Genomic DNA, 3,668 nt, shown 5'->3' with positions numbered 1-3,668 from the left:
GATAAAAGATAACAATGCCTTAGATGCTTCAAATTTTCATAAATACGAGCTTTATTGTAAAGAAATAGAGCTAAAAAATAAAAAATATAAAACCCTTAAAGACAAGATGGACAAATGGCAACTTATCTTTTATCGTAAGCTTTGCGATCATCATACGGATATTTTACAAAGTTTAAATTCGCTTATTTTGGTGATAGGGATTTTTGTGATATCAAGCGTTGCGATGGTTGTTGGTTTTAGCTATAGTCTTGGATATAAGCCTATTTTGGAGCATTGGTATTTTTTATTGGATTTTTATAATCATCATATAAATTCTATCATACAGGATAATTATTTGTTTATGATGGCAATAAATCTTATGATACTTTTTACTTATTTGGGTTTAGTTGGATTTGCTTTATGTCTAAAATATATGAGAGAATTTTTTATAATCATATCTTATGTGATAACTCTTTTGGTTCTAGCGGTTTCACCAAAAATTCTTATCCCCGCTATGGGAATTTTTACAGATAAAAGAGCTATGTTAGATCCGCTTAGTGTGCTTGGTGGAATTTATACAATAATTTTTGGTTTTGTTGCATTTTCTTTTATAAAGACAATTAGAAAAAATTCCATAGTGCCAAGTTAAAAAAGATAGAAAGGATTAAATGATGAAAGAAACACTTAAAAATCATGAGAGTGAAAGTGATGGCAAAGAAACTGCTGATATTGAGGAATTGTCCAAAGTTTTATCTATAGATAAACGATATATATTTATTCTAGATGCTAAGGATACAGAACAAGAAGCAATAAAAAAAATAAAAGAAAAAGAAGACTTTAGGCAAAGGGATGATTTATTTTCTAGTGATGAAAAATGGTATTTGATTTGCAATGAAGGAGACGGCAAAATAGATATATCTTTGTCATATGATAAGATAAAAAGTATTCCGTGTAATGTTATTTTTAATAATTGTAATATTGATTTATGTGCAATTAAGCTAAAAGACTTGGAAAAAGATAATATAGAGACAATTAAAAACCATCTATATTTTTACAATTGTACTTTTGAAAACTTGTTAATCAAATTAAAAAATATTATTTTTGAAAAAACATTAACTTTTAATCAGTGTGCGTTTTATAATGACTTAGACATACATCAAAACCAATTTTTAGATCATTTGGTTTTTATAAATTGCCATGATAATCAAGATAAAAAAATCACATCCTTAGATTTGCAAGAAAACAAATTTGAAGGATATCTTTTTATAAAAAACTGTGCTATAGAAAAAATAAATTTGTGGAAAAATAAATTTAAAAATAGATGTTATTTTGTAGATTCTAAATTTGGATATAAGGATAAAGATAATACAACAAAATTAAATTTTTCAAATACTCATTTTGAAGATAATGCTTATTTTAATAATTCTGAATTTTATAGTTATGCTGATTTTCACGAATGTGAATTTGATGATATAGCTTGTTTTTATGGAGTAAAGTTTTATAAGGCTCCGAATTTTAGTGCTTGTTATTTTAAAGAGCAAAAAGCTGCAAATTTAATCAATGTTGATATAGACAAGTTGGATTTTAAATCAGTGGAGAAATATATAGAAGATAATTATCAAGATGAGACGTGTGAAAATAAACAAGAAATAACAGAAGAACAGCGTAATAATAATTGTAAATTAAAATGTGCCAAACATTTAAAAGATTCTTTCAGAGTCATAAAAGATGTTTTAATCACTCAAAATAATACCTTAGAAGCTCAAGAATGGCACAAGTTAGAGCTTTATGCGAAAGAGAGAGAATTGTTATTTGAAGTAGAAAGTTGTTATAAAGAGAAGAATAAGCCGTTTATTGCTGCTAAATCAGAAGATAAAAATTCTATTAATCTTACTTTTAGTGTATTGTTGTTATGGATTTACAGGGTTACAAGTCTTCATCACACAAATTTGCCTAGAATTATTAATTTTACTAGTTTAAATATTGTTGCGTTTGGTGGTTTGGTTTGGTTGATTCCTTGCTTAAGTTATCGCATTGATAAACAAAACATTTTGTGGTTTTTTGGAGTGTTGATTCTTTCTATTTTGGTTATGGTAATTGTGTATCTAGCATTAAAAAAACACAAGTTAAAAAGTATAAGATTAATCTTATTTACTTTTTTAGCATTTCTAATGGCTTTATTTTTAATACAATCCATAACTTTATTGCATTCATTTAGTGATGTTGTATTTGTATTGTTTTTTTATTGTTTGCTAGTGATTGCTTTGATTTGTTTGTATCCTTATATAAACTTAAAATCTTTTATATCTTATTGTTTTAATTGGCTTATTTATTTCTTTTTGGTTATGATTGTTGTTTTAAAACCACAACTTATAAATCCTTTTACAGGTGTACTTTCATCAGATAAGCTTTATGAAAGTCAATTTGAAAAAAGTTTAAATGATTTAAATGCCAGTGTTATTATAAATCTAGCAAGCATATTGCAGAATGATTTTAATCTCCATTTAAAAGATCAAAATATTTCTTTTGCAGAGTTAAATTCAGCTAAAGCTTTGATAATAGCAAATAAAGAAAAATTAAAAGAAATTTTGAAAGTATATGATGATAAATATGAAAGTGATTATAAAAATGTTTTAAATGAGTTAGAAAATAACACATCAAATTTAAAAAATATTATAGAAGAGATAGACAATAAAAACAACAATAGCGTTGTATCTGTTCAACTCAATCAAATTTTAAAATTAAATTTTATTCAAGGAATAGATATTTTATGTATCATAAAAAGATTTTTTTCTATATCTGAAAAACTATCACCTGAGCAAATGGCTCTTTTTGAACAAAAAGATAGTCAGGATAGGTTAAAAAGTGTTTTGGCTCTTTTGAAATTTAAATCAAGTTTTGAAGGGATTTTGGAAGTGATAAATCAAGATGAAATTATCCAAAACGCCATAAAATCCACTAGTGTTTTATATAGCATTATACTTTTGCTTTGTATATTCTCACTCCAAAAAACCGCACGAAAAAATTCCATAGTGCCAAGTTAAAATGATGTAATAAAAAAAATGAAAGGTTAAAAATGACAAATACACAAATCAATGACAAGATTTTAGAACTAGCTAATTATTTAAAAATAGACAATAAATGTGTTGCCCATAATGCTAGATTACAATCCATACAAATCAATGGTGCTGTTATAAAGAATTTTAGTTTTAAATTATTTAATGAGTATAAATTATCATTTTTCAATTGCAAATTTTTATGTGAAATAAACGAAGCTCCTGGTTTTTTCGAGATAGAAAATCCAGTTTATATCTATGGTTGTACTTTTGAAGAAAATGTTATTTCATATAATATCAAATTTAAAAGCAATGTGGTTATAGCTTATTGTCGTTTTAATAAAAATTTTTATTTTGAGGCAAATACATTTTGTAATTCGTCTAATTTTGAAAGAAATTTTTATAATTATGCTAGTTTCAAAAAAAGCCATTTTGAAAAAAATGTAACTTTTTATAATTCTACTTTTAAAGGTTTAGATTTTTCACAAGCAATTTTCAATGAAAATTTAAATATAGTTAATACAAAATTAAATTTTACTTTTTCTAATTTAGAAGAAAAAATTGAACAAGAATATGAAGAGTTTAATAAAAATAAAAAAGAAGAAGATCAAAAATCCTTAGATAAATTTGCAA

Annotated in this window: 2 protein-coding genes and 1 pseudogene; all 3 read left to right on the top strand. The window is 24.9% G+C overall.

Going from position 1 to position 3,668, the window contains the following annotated elements:
* Positions 1–628: pseudogene (locus tag AJ932_RS10875) on the top strand (pentapeptide repeat-containing protein); the annotation flags it as partial.
* A gap of 22 nt (positions 629–650) precedes the next feature.
* Positions 651–3,023, top strand: a complete 2,373-nt coding sequence (locus AJ932_RS09075; RefSeq protein WP_251817324.1) for a hypothetical protein — start codon at positions 651–653, stop codon at positions 3,021–3,023.
* Between the two features lie 32 nt (positions 3,024–3,055).
* The coding region (locus tag AJ932_RS10870) for a pentapeptide repeat-containing protein (protein WP_180371437.1) at positions 3,056–3,668 on the top strand (613 nt) is incomplete at its 3' end.

Source organism: Campylobacter sp. BCW_6873, from assembly GCF_001762365.1.
GTDB lineage: Bacteria > Campylobacterota > Campylobacteria > Campylobacterales > Campylobacteraceae > Campylobacter_D > Campylobacter_D jejuni.
Note: the sequence above shows the minus strand (reverse complement) of the source record. Positions and strands in the feature narration are given on the sequence as shown.

Bases quoted from the DNA above. Each gene is read 5' to 3' on its own strand.
- AJ932_RS09075 (WP_251817324.1), top strand. From the start codon at position 651: ATGAAAGAAACACTTAAAAATCATGAGAGTGAAAGTGATGGCAAAGAA.